At 43.5% G+C, this 22,057-nt stretch carries 20 protein-coding genes; 10 read left to right on the forward strand and 10 right to left on the reverse strand.

Annotated features, from left to right (window positions below; genetic code table 11):
* The first annotated feature begins 307 nt into the window (after positions 1-307).
* Positions 308-1,099: a S1 family peptidase gene (locus R1T43_RS06125; protein ID WP_317353987.1), complete on the forward strand. Its 792-nt coding sequence runs from the start codon at positions 308-310 to the stop codon at positions 1,097-1,099.
* A gap of 208 nt (positions 1,100-1,307) precedes the next feature.
* Here the strand turns inward: R1T43_RS06125 and R1T43_RS06130 are convergent, their stop codons facing one another.
* The gene (locus R1T43_RS06130) at positions 1,308-1,856 is read right to left on the reverse strand and encodes a DUF3703 domain-containing protein (protein ID WP_317353990.1); all 549 of its coding nucleotides are present in this window, start codon (positions 1,854-1,856) and stop codon (positions 1,308-1,310) included.
* 89 nt (positions 1,857-1,945) lie between these two features.
* Here R1T43_RS06130 and R1T43_RS06135 point away from each other — a divergent pair, with 89 nt between their 5' ends.
* Both R1T43_RS06135 and R1T43_RS06140 read left to right on the forward strand, forming a co-directional pair.
* Positions 1,946-2,338 (forward strand): MerR family transcriptional regulator, encoded by a 393-nt coding sequence (locus R1T43_RS06135; RefSeq protein ID WP_317353992.1) that lies wholly within the window; start codon positions 1,946-1,948, stop codon positions 2,336-2,338.
* 311 nt (positions 2,339-2,649) lie between these two features.
* Positions 2,650-4,464 (forward strand): DUF885 domain-containing protein, encoded by a 1,815-nt coding sequence (locus tag R1T43_RS06140; RefSeq protein ID WP_317353996.1) that lies wholly within the window; start codon positions 2,650-2,652, stop codon positions 4,462-4,464.
* A 152-nt stretch (positions 4,465-4,616) separates the two neighbouring features.
* Here the strand turns inward: R1T43_RS06140 and R1T43_RS06145 are convergent, their stop codons facing one another.
* On the reverse strand, positions 4,617-5,330 hold the full coding sequence (locus R1T43_RS06145) for an alpha/beta hydrolase (RefSeq protein ID WP_317353999.1): 714 nt from the start codon (positions 5,328-5,330) through the stop codon (positions 4,617-4,619).
* Positions 5,327-6,862, reverse strand: a complete 1,536-nt coding sequence (locus R1T43_RS06150) for an NAD(P)/FAD-dependent oxidoreductase (protein WP_317354002.1) — start codon at positions 6,860-6,862, stop codon at positions 5,327-5,329. Before R1T43_RS06150 ends, R1T43_RS06145 begins: the two co-directional genes overlap by 4 nt.
* Positions 6,863-7,301: 439 nt before the next feature.
* Here R1T43_RS06150 and R1T43_RS06155 point away from each other — a divergent pair, with 439 nt between their 5' ends.
* The 3 genes from R1T43_RS06155 (at position 7,302) to R1T43_RS06165 (ending at position 9,675) form a co-directional block, all read left to right on the forward strand.
* The gene (locus R1T43_RS06155) at positions 7,302-8,036 is read left to right on the forward strand and encodes a MauE/DoxX family redox-associated membrane protein (RefSeq protein ID WP_317354005.1); all 735 of its coding nucleotides are present in this window, start codon (positions 7,302-7,304) and stop codon (positions 8,034-8,036) included.
* Positions 8,037-8,347: 311 nt separating this feature from the next.
* Complete coding sequence (locus R1T43_RS06160) at positions 8,348-8,899, forward strand: type 1 glutamine amidotransferase domain-containing protein (protein WP_317354007.1); 552 nt, start codon at positions 8,348-8,350, stop codon at positions 8,897-8,899.
* A 74-nt stretch (positions 8,900-8,973) separates the two neighbouring features.
* The gene (locus R1T43_RS06165; protein ID WP_317354010.1) at positions 8,974-9,675 is read left to right on the forward strand and encodes an SDR family oxidoreductase; all 702 of its coding nucleotides are present in this window, start codon (positions 8,974-8,976) and stop codon (positions 9,673-9,675) included.
* A gap of 92 nt (positions 9,676-9,767) precedes the next feature.
* Here the strand turns inward: R1T43_RS06165 and R1T43_RS06170 are convergent, their stop codons facing one another.
* Positions 9,768-10,652 carry a LysR family transcriptional regulator gene (locus R1T43_RS06170; protein WP_317354013.1) on the reverse strand — a complete coding sequence of 295 codons (885 nt, stop codon included), beginning with the start codon at positions 10,650-10,652 and terminating at the stop codon, positions 9,768-9,770.
* 138 nt (positions 10,653-10,790) lie between these two features.
* On the opposite strand from R1T43_RS06170, the gene R1T43_RS06175 reads away from it, so the two are divergent.
* Both R1T43_RS06175 and R1T43_RS06180 read left to right on the forward strand, forming a co-directional pair.
* Positions 10,791-10,955 (forward strand): DUF2798 domain-containing protein, encoded by a 165-nt coding sequence (locus R1T43_RS06175; RefSeq protein WP_317355697.1) that lies wholly within the window; start codon positions 10,791-10,793, stop codon positions 10,953-10,955.
* Positions 10,952-11,260, forward strand: coding sequence for a putative quinol monooxygenase (locus tag R1T43_RS06180; protein WP_317354015.1), 309 nt, complete (start codon positions 10,952-10,954; stop codon positions 11,258-11,260). The genes R1T43_RS06175 and R1T43_RS06180 overlap by 4 nt, the downstream gene beginning before the upstream one ends.
* A gap of 29 nt (positions 11,261-11,289) precedes the next feature.
* On the opposite strand, the gene cyoE is transcribed toward R1T43_RS06180, so the two are convergent.
* The 6 genes from cyoE to R1T43_RS06210 form a co-directional block, all read right to left on the reverse strand.
* Entirely contained in the window at positions 11,290-12,165 is an 876-nt protein-coding gene (gene cyoE, locus R1T43_RS06185) for a heme o synthase (protein WP_317355699.1), read from the reverse strand.
* A 63-nt stretch (positions 12,166-12,228) separates the two neighbouring features.
* Positions 12,229-12,612 (reverse strand): cytochrome o ubiquinol oxidase subunit IV, encoded by a 384-nt coding sequence (gene cyoD / locus R1T43_RS06190; RefSeq protein ID WP_317355702.1) that lies wholly within the window; start codon positions 12,610-12,612, stop codon positions 12,229-12,231.
* Positions 12,612-13,226 (reverse strand): cytochrome o ubiquinol oxidase subunit III, encoded by a 615-nt coding sequence (gene cyoC, locus R1T43_RS06195; protein ID WP_317354017.1) that lies wholly within the window; start codon positions 13,224-13,226, stop codon positions 12,612-12,614. Before cyoC ends, cyoD begins: the two co-directional genes overlap by 1 nt.
* A complete protein-coding gene (cyoB, locus tag R1T43_RS06200) occupies positions 13,223-15,211 on the reverse strand; it encodes a cytochrome o ubiquinol oxidase subunit I (protein WP_317354019.1) in 1,989 nt (662 codons plus the stop codon). Before cyoB ends, cyoC begins: the two co-directional genes overlap by 4 nt.
* Before the next feature lie 2 nt (positions 15,212-15,213).
* Positions 15,214-16,155 (reverse strand): ubiquinol oxidase subunit II, encoded by a 942-nt coding sequence (gene cyoA, locus R1T43_RS06205; RefSeq protein ID WP_282100420.1) that lies wholly within the window; start codon positions 16,153-16,155, stop codon positions 15,214-15,216.
* A 228-nt stretch (positions 16,156-16,383) separates the two neighbouring features.
* The gene (locus tag R1T43_RS06210) at positions 16,384-16,803 is read right to left on the reverse strand and encodes a hypothetical protein (protein ID WP_211070400.1); all 420 of its coding nucleotides are present in this window, start codon (positions 16,801-16,803) and stop codon (positions 16,384-16,386) included.
* A gap of 707 nt (positions 16,804-17,510) precedes the next feature.
* Between R1T43_RS06210 and R1T43_RS06215 the strand changes: the two genes are divergently transcribed.
* Both R1T43_RS06215 and R1T43_RS06220 read left to right on the forward strand, forming a co-directional pair.
* On the forward strand, positions 17,511-18,404 hold the full coding sequence (locus R1T43_RS06215) for an SDR family NAD(P)-dependent oxidoreductase (protein WP_317354022.1): 894 nt from the start codon (positions 17,511-17,513) through the stop codon (positions 18,402-18,404).
* A gap of 360 nt (positions 18,405-18,764) precedes the next feature.
* Positions 18,765-22,022: a VPS10 domain-containing protein gene (locus tag R1T43_RS06220; protein ID WP_317354025.1), complete on the forward strand. Its 3,258-nt coding sequence runs from the start codon at positions 18,765-18,767 to the stop codon at positions 22,020-22,022.
* The last annotated feature ends 35 nt before the right edge of the window (positions 22,023-22,057 follow it).

The raw sequence follows: 22,057 nt of genomic DNA on the forward strand, positions 1-22,057 counted from the left end.
CAGTATTTCTAGCTTTAAGCACTGCATTGCTCTACTTGTAACTATCCACACGAAGCTTTTAATTTGGGATGTAGTGGCATAATTTTTTTGCAATTAACTACCCAAAGGTTAGTCAATTTTCTGCATGCTGAATGTCCGCTCCTTGTCTCAAGGTGCCTCTGAAGCTATTGGGCTGCTCAGTACGTGAAGCGGACGTCTAATATCCTTTCCATGAGTAAATGTTAGATGGTTTTTTAGGCAAAACGGGTGTTAGTATGAAGTCTTTGTAGGCAGCTTTTAGTTAGCCCTTAATCTACATGGATGTAATATGAGAGTTTTGGTTTTCTTTTTCGCTGTTTTCATTGCAACTAGTAGTAATGCTGTAGTGAAACGGCACGATATCCCCTCCCGAAATTATGTCTTAGAAAAAGCACCCGAATACTTAATTGATCTACCTCATGAGGGGCATGGGGTATTGATAAAACCTCAATGGGTTGTGACAGTCGCTCATACCATTTTTTATAATTACATAGGTAAAAAATTACGCGTTGGCGATAAAGTCTTTGAAATAGAAGAGGTTCACATACATCCACTTTATATTGAACCAGATGAGGTTCTCTTCAAAGGTGATGCAGCTCCCTTAATGAAGTTTCTAGAATCTAGAAGTGACATTGCTTTAATAAAGCTATCTTCCCCTGTTACAACGAGAGAACCAATTGATATCTACCCAAACATTGATCAAGCGGGCAAAGAGATCACAGTATTTGGTCGTGGAGCAACAGGTGACGGAGAAATTGGTGAAAACCTCGAAACAAAATCATTGCGAGAATTAAACCATTGTAGAAACATTATTGAATCTTCAAAAGGAAACTGGCTCTCATATAAATTTAACAAGCCACCTGATGCATTGCCCCTTGAAGGAATGCACGGTGCTGGTGATAGTGGCGGAGCTTCAGTGATAATTGAAAACGGTAAAGCTTATTTGGTTGGTTTATCGAGTTGGCAAGTTTGGCGTGGAGATCTTGCTAATTTTAAAGGCGGTTTATATGGTACTACCGCTTATCAAGTTAGGGTGTCAAATTACCGAGACTGGATTGAAAGTGTATTGGGCAACTCGTGAGTCAGCCTAAAGAATACTTATCGTTTAGTTTCTTCTCCTTTTTACCTAGTTTAATCAAGTATTCATATGCCCATAGGTAAAGGGAAAACGGCGGCGCCTTGTCTCAAGGTGCAGCTAGCACTTAAGGGCTGAAACGCTCGAAAACGGAGCTTCGAGCTTTCGGCTCTGTCTATTGCCTTCATTCATCTCATGGCTTAGCAAATGCACATTATTTCTTGGCATTTATTTTTGCTAAAACGATTTGGTTCTGTTCCGATATTGGCATTGATTTAAATGCGCTGATATTGCTGCCGCCAGTATTACCATGAGGTAAAAGTCCTACTACCGTTTTAGTTATAGCTCCCAATAAGCGCACAGATTGTCCAATGACTTCGTTGAGAATCCTATAACGAACGCCAAATACCAACATCTGCCAATGAACTAGCGTATGCAGATACGTTGAACGTTGGCCGATGACATGAGCATCCTCAAGATGTTTAAACTCAGCTTTAACATCGCCTGTTTCGCGAGCTGTGTTTGCTTGATTTAGTTTTGTTTGTACAAATGGCTTTGCTCTTTCACAGTAGCCTTTTTGGTGCTTAGAACCAGAATTTCCAACGTTACGCTCACGATAACTAAAAGCTATCAATGAGAGGCTGGCTAGAAGCACAATAGGGTGTAAAACTAAGCTATGAACTACGCTTTGCCCTGTGAAAAAACCATGCACTAAACATATACAAATGGAAATTACACCAATCCATACTCCAACTGATTTCATTTCGAACTCCTCGCTCGCTTTTGCTTGCCGTTTAAAAACAAAACTATAATGTCTATACTCGGTATAGGGTCAAATAAGAATTGAAAGTTATGCAAATAGGCGAACTGGCTAGAAAAACAAGCTGCACTGTTCAAACGATTCGACTCTATGAGCGAAGCGGATTGTTAAAACTGCCTTCGCGCAGTGCAGGAAACTATAGAGTTTATGATAGCGAAGCGTTAGAAAGGCTGGTCTTTATTCGACAATGCCGCGCACTGGGAATATCAATTAAAGAGATTGCGACATTGTTACACCGGAAGGAGGCGCTCGACGAAAGCTGTAATGAGGTAAATCAGCTTATCGCAAAACATCTTTTAAAAGTTCAGGAAAAGATATGTGAACTGCAAGGACTGCAAATCACATTAGAGCAACTATCAAACGAATGCTCAGGTACGAGTACAATTCAAACTTGCGGTATTTTCAGTAAGCTCGAATCCACTTAAACCTTGACCAGTTGGTAGATGAGAAAGTTACTCTCTTTAGAGACTGGTAAGGTCCGCTCTTTGTCTATTCCTGCCCGTCAGATTAAATCGAATCTTCCCTGCGACAGTATCAAATTAGATATAAGCGACTAGACATAAGGCGCGCTATCGCTGTCACCGCATATGTATTTTTATTGATGCACTAATAACGTAAAGGCACACCTCAAAAGCCTTTTTATTGACTTTTGTAAGCCGCTGAATAAATGTAGAGCGCGCAAACGCGTACTTCAGCGTCTAGATTCTATAAAACAAATAAAATAATAAGGGACAGAATGAAAACATTTTTTAAATGGTTAGGCATAGGTGTGCTAGTAATTATACTGGGTTCAGCTGCGTGGGGAACGTATGAATGGAAAGCGGAAAAACCGCTTTCATTTCGTGTATTTCTAGACAGAACGCTTATCAAGCAAGCATTAAAAAGCCCTCAAACGTTAACCTCAATTGGCGTGTTAGATGGTATGGGTATAAAAGGCCATAACGCCCACCTTGATGATGCGAGTTTAGCGTCTTCACAAGCTACGTTTGATGAGCTTATGCAAGTTAAAAGTGTACTCATGCAATATGAAGACTTGGATGAAGACCAGCAATTATCCAAAGACATCGCAATGTATTTGCTCGATACCTTAAGCGGGTTCGAAAAGTACCAATATCATAGTTACCCGTTCAACCAAATGTCTGGGGCACAAAGCAACTTTCCGAGCTTCATGGATGGGCAGCACCCAATTACTGATGTAGAAAGCGTTGATTTCTACGTTAGCCGGTTAAGTGAAAGTAAGCGCTACTTTACGCAGATGCTTGAAGGCATGAAGTTGCGCGAAGAAAAAAATATCCTTCCACCACGCTTTGTTATTCAGCGTGTGATAGATGAGATGCAGAGCTTCATCGATAAGCCAGTGAAAGAAAATATTTTGTATACCTCAGTTCAGCGCCGTATGGAAGAGTCTGAAGCCATTGTTGAAGCTGACTACAAAGGGCTTTTGTCCAACGTTGCTACAGAAATAGAAAGTACGGTTTATCCTACTTACCAAATGCTTATTGACTACTTCACTGGCCTTAAAGAAAAGGCGGGTACCGATGACGGCTTATGGCATTTAGACGGCGGAGACGAAGCGTATAAATTGGCTCTGCGTTTCTTCACTACCACTGATTATACTGCTGACTACATTCATAATGTGGGTTTATCAGAGGTTGATCGTATACAAGCTGAGATTTTGGCGATATTAGCGCAAGAAGGTTTTGATATTAGCCAAGGCTTTACTGCGGCAATAAATACGCTAGCAGAAGACGAGCGCTTTTATTATGAAGATACTGATGAAGGACGGGAGCAAATTCTAGCCGATTACCAAACTATTCTAGATGAAATTGATGCAGGCCTTGGCGATGCATTTTTAGTGCGCCCAGAAGCGGGTATGGAAGTGAAACGCATTCCACTGTTTAAAGAGAAAACGGCGCCAGGTGCATATTATCAACCGCCTGCTTTCGACGGTTCTCGTCCTGGTGTTTTCTTTGCCAATCTTTATGATATTAAAGCAACGCCTACTTACAGCATGCGAACACTTGCTTACCATGAAGGCATTCCTGGCCACCACTTCCAAATTGCCATTGCAATGGAGCTAGAAGGTTTACCAATTTTTAGAACCGTTGCGCCTTTCGTGGCTTACATCGAAGGCTGGGCGCTCTATTCTGAACGCTTAGCATGGGAACTCGGTTTCCAAGACGACCCGTTTGATAATATCGGCCGTTTACAAGCCGAGCTTTTCCGTGCAGTAAGGCTAGTGGTAGATACTGGTATTCATGCGAAACGCTGGACGCGTGAAGAAGCAATAGCGTACATGCTTGCTAATACAGGCATGGCCGAATCTGATGTAACCTCTGAAATTGAACGTTACATCGTGATGCCGGGCCAAGCCACTGCGTACAAAGTGGGCATGATGAAAATTTTGGAACTGCGTGAAAAAGCCAAAGTAGCGTTAGGCGATAAATTTGTTTTGGGTGAATTTCATGATGCAGTACTGAAAAACGGTGCCGTGCCGTTAGATGTATTAGCACAAATAGTTGACGGCTATATTGAAGATACGCTTAATTAAATAGTGCTTATAAACAGCGTTCAATAATAGCGCAAGCAAAAACTGGCAATGCAAAGTTAGAACTAAACGCTGTAAACAAACACTTAATATACAAAGTAAAAAGGCGTTACCTGTGTGAGGGTAACGCCTTTTTTGCTTACACAGTATTGCTACTAGGCTAACCCATCCACAAAGCGTTGAATGCATGCATTCACTTTGTCATATTGCTCGGCAAACACCATATGGGTTCCGGCTTCTACAATCTCTAATTGGGCATTAGGCAATTGCGCGAGTAAGTATTCAGAGTACTTAACGGGGGTCATAATGTCTTTGTCGCCTACAATTAGCTGAACTGGTAATGGTAGATTCGCTAGGTCGTGCATAATGTCGAAATGGTCACAAGCAGTAAAGTCGTTCAACATAACCGCTGCACCGTTGTTAATAATTGCCGTATTCACCTGGGTTCTTAACGGTTCTTGCAGTTGTTGGTTTGAAGCCAATAGGTAATCGGGAAATTCGCCGCCTTCTTCTATAAGCGTGGCTAGCGAGGTAAGCAGTTGAGGCATTACCTTTAATTTCGCGCCAGCCCCAATCAGCACCAGTGCTTTAAGTCTATCGGCATCAAAAGTCGTTGAGTTGCTATGCGCAAGCAGAGCAGCTTGCATGGCAACTGCACTTCCCAAAGAATGGCCTACTAACACCACGTTGGTTAAATCTTCTTGTTCAACGGTGTTAAGCACCCATTGCGCAATAGATTCCACATCGCGCAAGGCTTCCCCTTCAGGGTGGCCTGGAAAATTAAGCGCTAAGCTATCGTTGAAAAACGAAACTTGATGTTCCCACACGTTACTTGTGCAACCAGAGCCGTGTAAAAAAACGAAGGTCATGCTGAAGCCTCTCTTGTGTTTATATTTTTTTGCGGTGCTGCTTTACACATGCTGTTTTCTTTTTTGAAGAAGTGTAAAGCAGCGTCCTCGATAGGGTCGTTCAATAGCATTTTTCTGTCTTTTCCATAATGCATAGTGACTTTCCAAGGGTATTTAGCGCCTTGACGAGGAAGTTGGTGTTTGCCCCTTTGTACATAGCCTGCTTGCAGAGAATCCATGACACCGTCATCCAGCGCACAGTTATCATGATCTTCAGGCACAACTACTTCAAAATCATTATTTTGCATGTATTTAAACAATCGACAAAGGTATGTAGCGGAAATGTCTGCTTTCAATGTCCAAGAAGCGTTAACGTAACCAAATATCCACGCCATGTTAGGCATGCCCTCAATCAACACGCTTTTGTAGGTCATTTTTTCTGAGAATGAGCAGGGGGTATTGTCGACGCTAACCTTAATGCCACCTAAGGTAAGTAGGTTTAAGCCCGTTGCAGTAATGATAATATCCGCCTGAAGTGTTCTACCGTCTTTCATGGTAATACCGTTTTCAGTGAACGACGCTATTTCGCCCGTTTCAATAGCAGCTTTTCTACTTCGAATAGCATTAAATAAATCGGCATCAGGTACTGAACAAAGGCGTTCATCCCATGGCATATATTTGGGGGTGAAATGACGCATATCTACGCTGTCGCCCACATGCTTTCGCACATGTGAAAGTAGATACTTTTTCATAAAATTTGGCCAACGACGACAAGCTAAATAAATCCCCCGCTGCAGGGCCAAGTTCCGTTTGCGCGCAAGCTTAAAAGCCCACTGCTTAGGTAGAATTCGTTGAAGCATTTCAGTCATTTTGTCTTCTGAAGGAACTGAAAAAATATATGAAGGGGAGCGTTGAAGCATGGTGACACGAGCCGCGTCATTTGCCATCGCGGGCATCAAGGTTACCGCGGTGGCGCCACTTCCTATAATGACAACGTTTTTATCCTTGTAATTAAGGTCTTTTGGCCAGTGTTGCGGATGAATCTTCCGCCCTTTAAAACATTCCTCATTAGGAAATGTAGGCCGATACCCAGCATCTTGATCGTAGTAGCCGGTGCAGCTTATGAAATACCCACAGGTATACTGACGTTTCTCACCCGATTTTTCGTGAAGCGCTATAACCGTCCAGCATCTTGATTCACTATCCCAATTGGCACTTAGCGTTTTAACGCCAAATTGAATTTTCTCTGTTACCCCAAATTCATCTGCAGTATCAGAAATATATTGTTTAATTGCGGGGCCATCCGCCAAAGTGTGCAACTTATTCCAAGGGCGAAAGTTATAGCCAAACGTCAGCATGTCAGAGTCTGAACGAATACCTGGGTAATTAAATAAATCCCATGTGCCGCCCAGTGTTTCACGCCGTTCTAGTAGGGTGATAGTTTTTTTGGGGAATGTATTTGTAATATGACAAGCGGTGCCAATACCCGAAAGCCCAGCACCGATAATGAGTACATCAAAATGGGGTATATCATCATGTTGCACTGACGCCATGTCGTTCTTCCCTTTCAAACTTCAGTAACTGGATAATAACGCAAATGTTAATTTTATGTTTATTTTTAAGTGGGCGGAACGTGGATATAAAGGTGATTTTGCCCTTATATCGATCAATTCGTTGGTGCGCGGTGTAGTCGGTACAAATATTGTAACTACCTATCTGTTGGCATATTAAGTGGTTAAAGTGTGAGCAATTTACAGGCTTAGGAGTGTAATCAAGTAAGTGTTTCTTATGGAACTTGTTTGAATTGGCTTTTATAAAGCATCGCAACAATCGGCCGTCATTCACAGCGATGGTAAATATCACTACATATCAACACATACTGTCAAGCAGCTCGCTGAGAGTACTGCACAGCAACGTTAGTAAAAGATGCTATTAGCGCGTTTTATGCAATCGAACCAACACTATTAGCAAAGATGAAAAAAGGGGAGAAACATGAGTAAAACTGCAATCCTTTACAGAATGGTCACCGACAATCATATTTGCCCATTTGGCTTGCGATCAAAAGATTTGCTGGAAAGAGAAGGCTATGAGATAGACGATCGACCGCTTACCTCCAGAGAAGAAACCGATGCGTTTAAAGCTAAGCACGATGTAAAAACCACGCCACAAGCTTTTATAAACAATGAGCGGATAGGTGGATACGATGAGTTGCGTACGTATTTTGGCAAAGGCGAGGCGGGACAAACTGGTACAACGTACACACCCGTAATCGCCATATTCTCTGTTGCAGCGCTATTAGCTTTAGCCGTTCAATATGCTGTCGCGGGGGCGTATTTCTCGCTTCGCACGCTAATGCTCTTTATTGCGTTTTCAATGTCGCTGTTGGCAGTACAAAAGTTGAAAGATCTTTTCAGCTTCACCAATTCATTTATTACCTACGATTTATTAGCCATGAAATGGGTTCGCTACGGGTATATCTATCCGTTTATAGAAGCCTATGCAGGTATTGGTATGGTGGCTCATTTGCCCGCACTAGTAGTAGCGCCGTTCTCCCTATTTATCGGAACGGTAGGAGCGGTTTCAGTTATCAAAGCGGTGTATATCGATAAACGGGAGCTTAAATGTGCCTGCGTAGGTGGCGACAGCAATGTGCCATTGGGTTTTGTTTCGTTGACTGAAAACCTGTTTATGATAGCTGGTGCTCTGTTGATGTTTTTCTACATGTAGCTGGGTTCATCCTCATGTAAAACCTTCATAAATGCTGAAAAAGTCGCACGCTCAAGGTTCCGGCCAAAGCACTGTAACTTTTCATCTCTAGTAAAAAATTGCATATAAACAGAAGCTTAAGGTTTTTATAGCACTGGTTTGGATATTGCAGTCTCAAAGCTACACATACAAATTAGTTATTCGAATTGCCGGCTTAGAAAGTGTACCGCTGAATAGCGTACATACAAGCAATCTTCATTTTCAGCTTTGCTTTACGCAAACACTGAATGGGAAGCGGCATTAGATGTTGTTTAAGAGATAGGAGTTTCATTATGAGTAATCAGCAAAATTTGGAAGGCAAAAAAATCGCTATTTTAGCTACCGATGGTTTTGAGCAAAGTGAGCTTGTGCAGCCAAGAGATATGCTGACAGAGCAGGGCGCCACAGTAGAGATACTATCAATTGATGACCAAAGCAGTATCACTGCATGGAATGAAGGAAATTGGGGTAAACAAATATCGGTAGATGCGCAAGTGTCCTCGGTAGCGCCAAGCGATTACGATGCGCTGGTATTGCCTGGTGGTCAAATTAACCCTGATATTTTACGTACAAACAGCGATGCGGTTTCATTTATAAAGCAAGCGCACGCTGAACCTCGCATTAAAGCCCTTGCCGCTATCTGCCATGGACCTTGGTTACTCGTTGAATCGGAAGTGGCAAAAAATAGCGCCCTGACTTCCTTCCCAAGTATTAAAACCGATTTAATAAATGCGGGCGCAACATGGAAAGATGAGCAGGTGGTGCAAGATGGTAAATTGGTTACCAGCCGAAACCCAGATGACATTCCTGCCTTTGTAGAGAAAATTAGTGAACTCATAGCTTAAGCATTTTAGGTGAGACTAGAAACTCTCACAAAGAACTTTAGGCGAGTAAATAATTAGATTGACCAGGAGTATGTATGTCTAGTCAGAAAACAGATTCAAAGGTTATTGTTATTACCGGTGCATCAAGCGGGATTGGCAAAGCAACTGCCCAAGCATTGGTAAATGAAGGCAATAAAGTTGCCTTAATTGCAAGAAGCGAAGATAAGCTTAACGACCTAGTGGCAGAACTTGGCGATGAAAATGCATTTGCAGTTACTGCCGATGTGAGCGATTTCGATGATTTAGAAAAGGCGTTTAGCAAAGTAACTAAGCATTACGGCCAAGTAGATGGTGTATTCGCCAATGCGGGTACAGGCGCTAAAAGCGCAGGTATCGAAAATGGCGATGTTGAAGAATGGCAAAGCATGTTGGGCGCGAATATAAATGGACTTTTATACACTGCAAAGCTTGGACTACCTTTGCTGAAAAAGACTAAAGGTCACTTTATATTGACCAGTTCGGTAGCGGGCAGAATTGCGCTTAAAGGCTCAGTATATGGCGCGAGCAAATGGTTTGCTTATGGCTTTGGGCAAAACTTAGCGGAAGAAATGAAAGAGTGGGGCGGGCGATGCACTACCATTTGCCCAGGTATGGTTAATACGCCATTTTTCGATGAGCCCAAAGAAGATAAGCTACAGCCCGAAGATATTGCCAAATCGGTGTTGTTTGTATTATCTGCTAATGATTCGGCCTGCGTACGAGAAGTTTACGTAATGCCAACATCGCAGACGACTTAACAGGCTTAATGTTTGTAACTTCACGGTAGATCTATGGCAGCGGATGTAAGCATGTCCGCTGCCATATGCTTTAAATGTTCCTCATATCCCACTCATTGATCGCACATACTTAGCATATAACCTATAGACAAGGCCTCGCCGCACAACGATGGAGTGGCACTACAATAGCGATGCACATTCTCAATTAAATCCCGCGCTTGAACACTTGGGCTAGATGAATTAGGCCACAATGCATAGATGGGGCGAGTAAATAACTGCTCACTATGAAACTGCAACTCAGGCGTTTTATCATCTATGAGTGTCTGAATTTCAGTACTGGGTAACAGTGCTGCCCCATTTCCTGACGCTACAAACTGTCTCGCTAGCGTAATATCACCCACGAAATGCACATTGTCATACGCGCCGGCTAAAGTAGTAAACTGCTCAGCGTTGGGAATTTGTTTGATGGTGTAGGGTACAAAAAGATGAGAAGTATTTAGTTTATTATCCCTTCCAACAATGTGAACAGAAACACTGCCCATTTTTCTCTGTATTAATGAAGAGTCTTGCTGTTCTCCTACCCGAAACGCGATATCAAATTGCTTTTGACTCGTTAATACGTTTCGGTTGTTAGGCTCTATACGCAGTTGTAATGTTGGGTGAGCAAATTGAAATTCACTGAATGGCGTAAATAATGGGCCGGCTACCAAATTTTGTGGGCATAACACACTAAGCATATTTAGTTGTGTGCTGTCGTATGCTTGCACCTTTTGTTTTACGCGTAAAATAACATCGGCAACATCATCGTATACCATTTTACCAAATGCAGTCAGCACTACGCCCCTAGACGAACGAGTCAGTAGAGGGGTACCAAATCGCACTTCAAGTTTTGCGATACGTTTTGATAACGCTGAGGGAGATATATGCAAATCTTCCGCCGTTTTAGCGAAACTGCCTCTTTGGATCACTTCGATAAAAAGCGTTAAGTCATCTAGCACATCATTTCCTGCAATCTAAGGTTTCCATTTCGCTTATTCTCACCAAGCGACACACGTATACACTAACATCGCTTTAAGGAGGAATGGATGGAAAGAATTATCTTTACTGCGCTGTTTTCATGTTGTCTGTCTGGACTGATGTCCGGTTGGGTGACATTTATTAATTTAGGGATCACAGATACGTTTTTGTCAGATTGGTCAATAGCATTCATTAAGGCTTACCCCATGGCCTTTGTGGCTGCGTACGCCCTTGCTAAGCCAATTAAATTATTAACCCAAAAAATCATAGGATCAAATTCATGAAGAAAGCCGACAAACCGGTGCATATTGTTGCCATTATTCAACCACAGCTACGCTATTATGAAAAGGGAATAGAGGCACTACAGCGCCTTCTCATCCCCACTAGAGGTGAGCCTGGGTGTATTCGCTTTGATGTTTTTGAAGATAGAGAAAATGGCCAATATATTTTGGTGGAACACTTCAAGTGCCAGGCCGACTTAGACTTTCATTACGCGCAAGAATATACCAAGTCGGTATTTGCACTGTATGAAACCATTTTGGCAACAGCACCTGAAATTCGCCATCTTTCTCCCATAGAAGCGAGCTAGCACCTAAACCGCTACGTAAAAGAGTTTAACTAAAAAAGGCTTAAAACGTTGCTGTGATAATCCACAGCCATGGCAATTGAGAGCGCCGTGATATTGATAATCGAAAACCCGAACACTTGGCGCGCCCAGCCTTCAATATTGATATCGCGGCGATATCCCCGTAGCGCCATTATCAACCACCACAAGCTTGTGGAAAAGGCGACAGCCAAAAAGCCTACGCCAGTATAACCACCAATTGGTAACAGTAGTGTGACCATGGCATACACCGCAATGTATAACACAATGTGTTGCTTAGCTTTTGCAATGCCTTGTGCCACAGGAAGTACCGGTATATTGGCCGCTTCGTAATCTTTGTAACGAAAAATAGCGATTGCGTAAGAGTGAGGCATTTGCCATATACTGAACATCACTAGTAATATCGCGGCGGCCATATCAAATGTGCCAGTTACTGCGCAGTAACCTACCACGGGCGGCACCGCGCCAGACAAACTGCCCACAAGGGTGCCATATACAGAGTTACGCTTCATGTATAAGCTGTATACACCTACGTAAACCACATAACCCAAGGCAGCGAAAAACACTGCCGTTAGGTTTGTATAAAAAGTCAGTAAAGCGAACCCTGCAACCCCTAGCACTGCGCCGTGCCAGAAGGCTGCTTTCAACGACATTTCGCCGGTAACTGTCACCCGAGTGCGTGTTCGCTGCATTTTGTTGTCGATGTCGCTGTCTATGCAGTTGTTAATCGCACAACCAGAAGCCACCACTAAAGACAAGCCAACCAAGGTCGCTATCATTAAAGGCCAGTCAACATCCCCGCGAGCAGCGAGTAAAAAACCACCTGCTACGGAAATTAAATTGCCCATAATGATGCCGGGTTTAGTCACCGATAAATAGCGGCGAAATATAGCGTTCATTTAACTGTTTACCTTTTTCGTTGTCAGTGCCTAACCTTCGTTACGCGCGAAGGGCTAGTACATCATCATGGCGTTCGATTCGTAGATTATCCAAATCGACAACCCTACTACCATGAAGATAATGAGTGCGCTGAATAAAAACGAAATAGTACTGGCTCGACCGTCTTCAGTAACAAAGTTAAGGTGAAGGAAGTACTTTAGATGAACCCAAATTTGTACAATCGCGAAAACGACGATGCTCCATAAGGTGGTCACTTTTGAGAAGTCTCCTTCCATTACCATCCAAAATGGAATAACCGTTAAAATCACTGACAATACAAAACCAATTAAATAGGTTTTCACGTTGCCATGGTCTTGCGCATGGGCGCATTCAGCATGAGTTATGGCATTTCCGTTACTCGAATTGGCGGTTATTTTGTTAGAACGATGACCCGTCATCACATTGCCCCCATTAAATAAACCACAGTGAAAACACAAATCCATACAATATCGAGGAAATGCCAGAACAAGCTTAAGCAACTTAATCTTGTTACCGTTTTCTCCGGTAAGCCACGGCGCAACACTTCGATAAACAAAATTGTCATCCAAATAAGCCCCGACGTTACGTGGATACCGTGTAAGCCTACTAGCGAGAAAAAGGCAGTAAGAAAGGCGCTTTCTTGAGGGCCGTTACCATGCACGATTAAGTGATGGAATTCATACACTTCCATACCTATGAAGGTAGCACCCAACACCCACGTAATAGCAAGCCATGCCAATGCACCACTTTTGTTTTGCTTGTGCGCGCAAATCATGGCGAAGCCGAAGGTGATACTACTAACGAGTAGCGCGGCGGTTTCAACCGCCACAAAGTTAAGTTCGAAGATATCTTTACCAGACACGCCTCCGGCCGTGTTCATGAACAACACGGCGTAGGTAGCGAAAAACGACGCGAACAACAAGCAATCGGTCATTAAGTAAAGCCAAAATCCGAATACCGTATTGTTTTCGTGATGTTCGTGCTCATGTTCTTGTTGTATATCGCGAGCCATATCAGTTGCTAATGCGCTCATACAGACACTCCTTTCGCATTGGCAGCTAAATGCGCTTGTTCAATTTTTTCAATCTCATCTACCTGAACGTAGTAATCAACATCACAGGTGTAACAACGCTTAATAAATACACCTATTCCAGCGATAAGCGCAGCAGCGGCTAACCACCAAATATGCCAAATAAGCGCAAAGCCCATTACGGTGAAGCTCATGCTCATGAATACGCCAGCAGAGGTATTCTTCGGCATGTGAATAGGCGCGTATTTCTCAGGTTTTTGATAAGAGTCACCTCGTTCTTTTGCGTCTGTCCACGCATCGATATCGTGGATGTGAGGAATGTGCGCAAAGTTATAAAACTGAGGCGGCGATGCAGTTGACCATTCCAGTGTGTGTCCATTCCATGGATCGCCGGTGGTGTCATCAAGCTTGTCTTTATTTTTGAAGCTTATGTACAACTGTAATAGCTGGAAGAAAATACCAAGGGCAATAACAAACGCACCCACTGCTGCAATGTATAGCCACAAGTTCCAGTCAGGGTTGTTGGTATGGTTAAGCCTACGGGTCATGCCTAAGAAGCCCAGCACGTACAATGGTAAGAACGCCATCATGAAACCAATTTGCCAGCACCAGAAAGCGGCCTTACCGGTTCTTTCATCAAGCTTGAAGCCCATGGCTTTCGGGAACCAAAATGCAAAACCTGCCAAGTAACCAAATACCGCTCCACCAATAATGGTGTTGTGGAAATGAGCAATCAAAAACAGACTGTTATGAAGTACATAATCGGCGCCAGGTATAGCCAGCAGAACACCGGTCATTCCACCAATGGTAAAGGTCACCATAAAGCCTAATGCCCATAGAACAGGTACGCTAAGTACGAGACGGCCGCGGTACATGGTGAATAACCAGTTGAATAGTTTCACCCCTGTTGGCACCGCGATAACCATGGTCATAATACCGAAGAAGGCATTTACATTGGCACTTGAACCCATGGTAAAGAAGTGATGCAGCCATACTACAAAGCCTAAAATGGCAATTGCCCCCGATGCATACACCATTGAGGTATAACCAAATAAGCGTTTTGCCGTAAAGGTTGAAATAACTTCTGAGAAAATACCAAAAGCAGGTAGCACCAAAATGTAAACTTCAGGGTGGCCCCATGCCCAAAATAAATTAATGTACATCATCGAGTTACCACCAGCTTCGTTCGTGAAGAAGTGGAAGTCTAGATAGCGGTCTAGTGTTAGCATGGCTAGCACAGCCGTAAGAATAGGGAACGACGCGGCAATAAGGATATTTGCCCATGTACATGTCCACGTGAAAATTGGCATTTGCATCAATTTCATGCCCGGTGCACGCATCTTAAATACAGTCACTAAGAAGTTAACCGCAGTAAGTAGCGTGCCGAGCCCTGATATCTGCAAGGCCCATATGTAGTAGTCGACGCCAACCCCCGGGCTTAATTCAAGCCCCGCTATTGGCGGATAAGCTACCCAACCTGTTTTTGCAAACTCACCTATACCTAATGAAATATTAATGAGAATGGCACCGCCAGCGGTAAGCCAAAAACTTAAATTATTCAAAAACGGGTAAGCAACATCACGGGCACCAATTTGCAGCGGTAGCACAATGTTCATTAAACCAATCATAAATGGCATGGCCATAAAGATGATCATAATAACGCCGTGAGCGGTGAAAATTTGGTCGTAGTGTTCTGGTGGCAAATAGCCAGGTGCGCCATTCGTTGCCACCGCAAGTTGGGTACGCATCATAATAGCGTCTGCAAAACCACGTAGTAACATCACCATAGCCAGCACAATGTACATAATGCCTAGGTGTTTATGGTCAACAGACGTGATCCAATCATTCCACAGTGTGCCCCACTGCTTATATTTTGTTATGAGCAGTGCAATCGCAATACCCACTACAGCAATCACTGCCAACGTAACCATAATAATGGGTTCGTGGTAAGGCACTGACTCTATAGATAATTTACCTAAAAAAGACATAATTATTCGTTAACCTCTTCATGATGACCCTTGTGCATATCAGGCATCGCTTTTTTCATACCTGTAGCCGCGTTATTAGGCTTGCTGTAAAAATCCATCGAGCCGTGGTCTTTCATGTATTTCATTAGTATTTCGTGGAATAACCCATCACTTACATCGCCGTAGTAGGTCACAGGATGATCTTCGGTGGGCTCTGCGAGTTCTTTGTAAGAGCCAGAAGTTAATGCCGTATCTTCTTGCTTAACCTTCTCTACCCAAGCGTCGAAATCAGCTTCTGTAGGGGTGGCAATAGCATTGAATTTCATGCCCGAGAAACCCGCGCCACTGTAGTTGGATGAAATGCCTTTGAACGTACCCGGCTCATTTGCAATGAGGTGTAGCTTGGTTTCCATTCCGGCCATTGAGTAAATTTGACTGCCCAATTGTGGAATGAAAAACGAGTTCATGGCGTTTTCAGAAGTAATTTTGAAAGCGATGGGTTTGTTAGCAGGAAAAACTAATTCGTTCACCGTAGCAATGCCTTGCTCTGGATAGATGAATAACCACTTCCAGTCTAATGACACCACTTCTACAGTAAGGTGTTCACCTTGACCTTCAAGCGGTGCATAGGGGTCTAACGCTATGGTTGAACGCCAAGTTATAACGCCTAAAGCAACAATAATGAGTACGGGAACTGACCATACCAAAGCTTCAATTTTGGTAGAGTGGGCCCATTTGGGGGTGTAAATTTCAAAGTCGCGACTGGCGCGATATTTCCAAGCGAAATAGAGTGTTAGCACAATGACTGGGATCACAACAATGAGCATAAGAATGGTGCAAAGAATGATTAGATTCTTTTCATCCACACCTACTTGCCCTTTAGGATCGAGTACGCCGCCACTGCAACCGGCTAGCATCAGCACGATTGTGGTAAAAGTTAGTTTCAAGAGGTTACGAATAGACAAAAATATTTTTCCTATAACCCGTAAGTTCAAGGGGTTGCGGCAATTAGTCAGCACAAATAAACAGTGCAGACGAGCAGCAAAGATAAGTATCAAAGGTAAGCAGCAAATAGATCATCGATATGCATACCGAAGACAATAGATGGCCGCGGTGCTTAGTCCGCAAAGACAAGCACGCCATTTAGCGTTTTCGGGTAACGATCAGTGTTTACACATCGATATCAAAAACGGTTAGCTGAGAGTAGGAGGTGCTCGGCTACCAATTTTTTGAATAAAGGGGTGAGGGTATTCGTGAAAAACGAAAGGAACAGGTTGGTCATTGCCAATAAACTGGGCTCTAGCGGTGGCGCAAGCATGAACTTGAAGGCCAACCAGCACCAATATAATGGTAGGAAGAGAAAACAGGGAGAGCGCTTGGTTAAAAGCGGCAATGAAAAAAGGCTCAATAACAATATTGTCGTGGAGCGCACTAACAAACTCGCCGGAGTCGGCCATTGTGCCGCTGGCTATCAATGCTACGTTAAGCAATAAGGCGGCGTTTGCAATCCATAGGAATACCCCTACACCTGTGGTGTAGCGTTGAAGTTTCTGCACAAATGCAGCGAAAGCAGGCTGCAGAAAAACATCAATTGAAGGGTGTGGATTAGCCATGCTTAAGTAAAAATCCTCGAAAATTGCCGGGGCAATTAAATGAACTTGAGTCGCTATTTCAGCGAGGGAGAGTAATGATTAATTCTATTCATCACAAGGGGCGACTGCCCACTTTATTAAAAATCACTTCAATAAAAAACTTTCGATTTTTACCCGCGTTAACAAATAATTAATTTTTAATAAGGTTGGGAGTGTAGAGGCTGTGGGTAGTTGAAAGCCCTAAGAATTGGACGTGTGCGTTCGATTTGTGTATTTAACTCACTGCTAAGATATGATTTTGTTAATTTAATGTTTTGTTTTTTCGCGTGGTTAGGCTTACATGAAGTCAGTTGGGATAACAGTTAAGTAAGCCGATTTTTGCGATGAGTAGAAGCACTCTATTATGGCTTACAGCCTAAATATATTTTGAAAATCAGTCATATTCTATTAAGAAGTCATATTATTAGAATAATAAAGACGGGTTGGTTTTATTAGCTTCACTAAAAAGCAGTAGTCTATTTTCTTCCCATTATTGATTTCATGAAGTATCTGAAATTAGGCAAATAAAGTATCTACCCTCACATCTGCAGACTACTCTACTTATCGATTATATAACTCATTGAGCTCCGCTTCTTTGTTGACCTTACTTCGTCTGGTCGTAGTGGTGGCGGCAAGCAGACGTTGCAGCAATCGTATTTGCTGCGCTAATAAAGGCAACAGGAGAGCAGATGTCTCAGTCTAATGAATTTTCAGGTAAAACCGCGGTTATTTCTGGCGCAGCGGGTGGAATTGGCTTAGCCCTAAGTGAAGCATTGGCGGCGCAGGGAATGAATATTGTGATGGGCGATATAGATGCCGCAGCCCTTGCACAATCTAGCGAAGATTTGCGCGCTAAGGGTTACAAGCTAATAACCTGCTCACTTGATGTCACCGACTATGCCCAGTGGGAAGAGGTTGTCGCGAAAGCCAAAGAAGCGTTTGGCAAAATACATATGGTCATCAATAACGCGGGTGTTGGTGGTTCGCCTGGAAAAATAGAAGACTCAGAAGCTGAAACCTGGCGCTGGGTGATGGATGTGAATGTGATGGGCGTTCTTTATGGTGCTCAAGCTTGCGTTCCTGCTATCAAAGAGCACGGCGAAGGGGGCTGGGTGTTAAACGTGGCGTCGATGGCCGGCATGATGGGTATGCCATACGCTGGCGCATACTGCGCCTCTAAGGCGGCGGTTGTGTCTATGACTGAAGGTTGGGTGCCAGAGCTTGAGCCATTTAATATTCACACGTCGGTATTATGCCCTGCATTCGTAAAAACCCGTATTCATGAGTCTTATCGTAATAGACAAGAAAAGTATGCGGTAGCCACTGCAAAGCGTATCGATAAAGAAAAACTAAAAGCAGGGGCCAAAGCTGCCACTATGGCCGTGGAATCTGGAATTCCTGTATCTATGTTGGCTGAACGTGTGTTAGAAGCATTACGTTCAAAACAAACGTACATTTACACGCATCCTAATTACCGCAGGGTAACGCGTGGGCGCGCTAAAGCCATTGATAACGGGTTTATCGATGCTGAAAACAGCCCGATAGTCGGTCATTTGATTAATGATGACATCGTCACTTTTTGATAAAAGCGTACGTTTAACAAGAACGTACTTTTAAAAAGAGCACACCTTTAATTAGAACTTACTTTTACTCATGCTGCACTTTCTAAAAGCAGCTTAGTTTTACTGAGCGCATACGCTTCCAAAAGAGCCAAGTTTTCATCAGAAGCTTGGCGCTTTTTTAAATGGTGTCCACTCAACTGGGCAATATATTTTTTCGCTTATTATCTCACCAGAATTCGTTTTCCACTCACGACCATTTTTTAACCTCTATATTCGTTAGTTGGTCGTGTGTTTATTGAATCTTTAAAGGTTTGTTAGTAGTTGTATAAAATCACATTTACTTAGCGTGATAATATAACAACTAATCTGTGGATAATAATAATGAAGAAGCTTTTTAAAGCTGCAGTAGCTGTATCTCTTGCACTCTCATGCTCGACTGTTTTTGCAGAAAAATCTAACGACGACAAATCTATTTTTAGCAGTTCAACTTTTAAAGCCATGGAGCTTCGAAATATTGGGCCCGCTTATATGTCTGGCCGAATAGCTGATATTGCTATCGATCAAAATAACCCTTCAACATGGTTTACCGCAGTAGGTTCTGGTGGCGTATGGAAAACTACGAACGCTGGTAACACCTGGACGCCTATTTTCGATAAACAAGCGGTTTACTCTATTGGCGATGTGACCATTGCGCCTAGTAACTCAAATATTATTTGGGTAGGTACAGGTGAGAATAACGGCGGGCGTCATATTAGCTTTGGCGATGGCGTATACAAATCTGTCGATGGCGGTCAAACATGGGATAATGTGGGCTTAGAGAAATCTGAACATATCTCTGACATTATTATTCACCCAACAAACCCCGATATTGTGTGGGTTTCAGCCCAAGGGCCATTGTGGTCTGGCGGCGGTGAACGTGGCTTGTACAAAACCACCGATGGTGGTGATACTTGGAAGCAAGTACTTACGCCTGCCGACAAATGGACTGGCGTAACCTCCTTACTTATCGATCCGCGCAACCCTGATAAACTTTATGCAGCAACGTGGGCTCGCCAGCGTTCTATTGCGGTATATGTAGGGACTAATGAAGGCGCAGGCATTCATACCTCTGACGATGGCGGTGAAACCTGGACCGAACTTAAAACTGGTTTGCCAGAAGGCAACATGGGTAAGATAGGTATGGCGATATCGCCTATGAATCCTGATGTACTTTACGCCACTATCGAAACTGATAATCGCAAAGGTGGCTTCTATCGCTCAGCCGATCAAGGCGCAAGTTGGACCAAAGTGTCTGATGAGATAGGTGCTGGAACAGGCCCTCATTATTACCAAGAAATTTTTGCTGACCAACACCAGTTCGACCGTGTTTATATTGCCAGTAACTACAGTAAAGTGTCTGACGATGGCGGTAAAACGTGGACACCAATCAATACCAAACGCAAGCACGTGGACGATCATGCCATGGCATTTCATCCCACCGATCCTGATTTTGTGTTGATGGGATCAGATGGTGGTATTTATATGTCTCATGACAGAATGGCGAACTGGCACTTTATGGCGAACTTGCCGCTAACCCAGTTTTATAAAGTGGCACCGGATGACTCAAAGCCCTTCTACATGATTTATGCGGGTGCTCAGGATAACTCGACCCAAGGCGGGCCATCACGCACAATGCGCAAAGACGGCATTAAGAACAAAGATTGGTTCTTAACCCTAGGCGGAGATGGGCATCAGCCAGCAGTTGAGCCGGGTAACCCAGATATTATTTATTCACAGTGGCAGCAGGGTAACCTTACCCGCGTAGACATGACCACCAAAGAAGGTGTTTACGTTAAGCCGCAGCCACTTCCAGGCGACCCAGCAGAGCGCTACAACTGGGATGCACCGATTAATGTGTCTAGCCACGATCCTGCGCGTATTTACTTTGCTTCACAGCGCGTATGGCGTTCAGACAATCGCGGCGATAGCTGGACAGCCGTTTCTGGCGACCTCACCCAAGACGGAAACCGCATGCACATGCCTATGATGGGCAGAACATGGTCGGTAGAAGCGGGGTGGGATTTGTATGCCATGACAGAATTCCACACGATTGCTAACTTCTCTGAAAGTCCAGTGGATGAGAATATTCTGTGGGCAGGTACTGACGATGGCATTATTCAAGTCACTACCAATGGCGGTGAGTCGTGGAAGAAAATCGAATTAGACGATATTAAAGGTATTCCCGCCACCGCTTATGTGAATGATATTCGCGCTGATTTATACGATCCGAATACGGTATATGTTGCTTTAGATAACCATAAATATGGCGACTACAAACCTTACTTAATTAAGTCGACTAACCTAGGTAAAAAGTGGACATCACTTGCCGATGATTTACCTGCAAAGCATCTTGTTTGGCGTATTGTTCAAGATCACGTGAACAAAGATTTGATGTTCATTGGTACCGAGTTTGGTGTTTTCTTTACGGTGAATGGCGGTAAAAAGTGGGTTGAACTAGATGGCGGTATGCCAACCATTTCTACTCGCGATGTGAAAATACAGCGCAGAGAAAATGACTTAGTGGCTGGTACGTTCGGTCGTGGAATTTATATTCTAGATGATTACGCTCCGCTTCGTGCATTAACTGAAAAGTCGATGCAGCAAGACGCGCTTTTATTCGCGCCTAGTCGCCCTGTGAAATGGTTTCAGTTAGATACTAAACACACCGACTCAGACGGCGATGACCGTTTTGTGGCAGAGAACCCTGCACATGGTGCTACGTTAACCTATTTCTTAAAAGACAGTTTGTTAACCGCGAAGGGCAAGCGTCAAGAAGCTGAGAAAAAGCTACTGGAAGATGACAAGTATCCTAAGTACCCAAGTTGGGAAGCGATTGAAGCCGAGCTTCAAGAGCCAGCGCCTGCTATTTATGTTGAAATTCGTGACAGTGCGGGTGACGTCATAAATCGCGTAGCGGGTAGCACTAAGAAAGGGCTACATCGTATTACGTGGGATATGAAATACTCAAATACCACACCGCTTACTAAGAAAGACAGCAAAAATAATGGCTTAATGGCATTGCCAGGCACCTATAGCGCTACGTTGTTTAAGCGTGAAGGAGCAACGGTTACTCAGCTGGCTGAACCTGTTGAGTTTACGCTGGAATCTATCTATGAAGGTGCATTGAAAGGGGCATCTGCTGAGGACATTACCGCTTACGGCAACGCCGTTACTAAAGCGCAGAAACGTATAATGTCTTCTAGCACTGTGCTTAAACAAGTGAAAGAGACAATGGAATTGCTTCGTGTCGCTATTGACCGTACCCCTAGTGATGTAAGCCAACTAGAAGCTAAGTTTGCGAGTATTCAAAGTGAATTAAACGATATTAATAAGGCGTTTAGTGGTCTAGAGTCGCGCAATCGTAAAGGCATTAAACCGGCGAATATTATGAGCCGTTTACGCTATGCAAGATCGGCACTGGGTTCATCTTACGGACCTACTCAACAGCATAAAGATCAACTTGGTTATGCTGAAGATGAATTAAACAAAGTGAGTGCACGTATTAAAACACTGCATGAAACTACTGTGCCTGCACTACAACAAGCCGTAGTGAATGAAGGTGGTCCTTGGACCGCTGGTATTCCTGTTATTACAAACTAGCTTACGTTAGTAAAAATAGATGCGGCAGCATTATG

Origin of the sequence: Alteromonas sp. CI.11.F.A3 (genome assembly GCF_032925565.1) — a bacterium.
Taxonomy (GTDB): domain Bacteria; phylum Pseudomonadota; class Gammaproteobacteria; order Enterobacterales; family Alteromonadaceae; genus Alteromonas.

Coding starts and splice junctions, on each gene's coding strand:
- cyoB (WP_317354019.1), bottom strand. CDS start 15,211: ATGTCTTTTTTAGGTAAATTATCTATAGAGTCAGTGCCTTACCACGAA.
- R1T43_RS06220 (WP_317354025.1), top strand. CDS start 18,765: ATGAAGAAGCTTTTTAAAGCTGCAGTAGCTGTATCTCTTGCACTCTCA.
- R1T43_RS06125 (WP_317353987.1), top strand. CDS start 308: ATGAGAGTTTTGGTTTTCTTTTTCGCTGTTTTCATTGCAACTAGTAGT.
- R1T43_RS06160 (WP_317354007.1), top strand. CDS start 8,348: ATGAGTAATCAGCAAAATTTGGAAGGCAAAAAAATCGCTATTTTAGCT.
- R1T43_RS06130 (WP_317353990.1), bottom strand. CDS start 1,856: ATGAAATCAGTTGGAGTATGGATTGGTGTAATTTCCATTTGTATATGT.
- R1T43_RS06210 (WP_211070400.1), bottom strand. CDS start 16,803: ATGGCTAATCCACACCCTTCAATTGATGTTTTTCTGCAGCCTGCTTTC.
- cyoC (WP_317354017.1), bottom strand. CDS start 13,226: ATGAGCGCATTAGCAACTGATATGGCTCGCGATATACAACAAGAACAT.
- R1T43_RS06135 (WP_317353992.1), top strand. CDS start 1,946: ATGCAAATAGGCGAACTGGCTAGAAAAACAAGCTGCACTGTTCAAACG.
- cyoD (WP_317355702.1), bottom strand. CDS start 12,612: ATGACGGGTCATCGTTCTAACAAAATAACCGCCAATTCGAGTAACGGA.
- R1T43_RS06215 (WP_317354022.1), top strand. CDS start 17,511: ATGTCTCAGTCTAATGAATTTTCAGGTAAAACCGCGGTTATTTCTGGC.
- R1T43_RS06175 (WP_317355697.1), top strand. CDS start 10,791: ATGTCCGGTTGGGTGACATTTATTAATTTAGGGATCACAGATACGTTT.
- R1T43_RS06165 (WP_317354010.1), top strand. CDS start 8,974: ATGTCTAGTCAGAAAACAGATTCAAAGGTTATTGTTATTACCGGTGCA.
- R1T43_RS06150 (WP_317354002.1), bottom strand. CDS start 6,862: ATGGCGTCAGTGCAACATGATGATATACCCCATTTTGATGTACTCATT.
- R1T43_RS06140 (WP_317353996.1), top strand. CDS start 2,650: ATGAAAACATTTTTTAAATGGTTAGGCATAGGTGTGCTAGTAATTATA.
- R1T43_RS06145 (WP_317353999.1), bottom strand. CDS start 5,330: ATGACCTTCGTTTTTTTACACGGCTCTGGTTGCACAAGTAACGTGTGG.
- R1T43_RS06155 (WP_317354005.1), top strand. CDS start 7,302: ATGAGTAAAACTGCAATCCTTTACAGAATGGTCACCGACAATCATATT.
- R1T43_RS06180 (WP_317354015.1), top strand. CDS start 10,952: ATGAAGAAAGCCGACAAACCGGTGCATATTGTTGCCATTATTCAACCA.